This window comes from Kitasatospora sp. MBT66, from assembly GCF_000710405.2.
Lineage (GTDB): Bacteria > Actinomycetota > Actinomycetes > Streptomycetales > Streptomycetaceae > Kitasatospora > Kitasatospora purpeofusca.
The window spans coordinates 484,919-485,231 of sequence record NZ_JAIY01000008.1 but is presented as its reverse complement, the minus strand read 5'-3'; positions in this window follow the sequence as shown (position 1 = coordinate 485,231).

Sequence of the window (313 nt, the reverse complement as noted above, 5' to 3'; positions counted from 1 at the left end):
CCGGGTGCCGCCGGGGCGAACACGGGTGCGGCCGGGCGGCGTTCCGGCTCGCGTGGCGGGGCGGCGGGTGGGTAGCGTCACGGTCGGCGGGGACGACGCCGCGTCCGGACGGGTGGCGGGTCCGGTGCGGTACGGCAATCGGTGCGGCAATCTGTGCGGCAATCGGTACGGGCTAGGCGGGGTGCGTGGGGATGTCGGACGGCGAGTGGTGGCGCAAGCAGGGGCCCTGGAGTGAGCCGCCGGGGGGTGCGGGGGCCTCCGGCGGGGGTGGTGACGGGGACAGCGTGTACGCGGGGGAGCCGGCGCCCGCCGT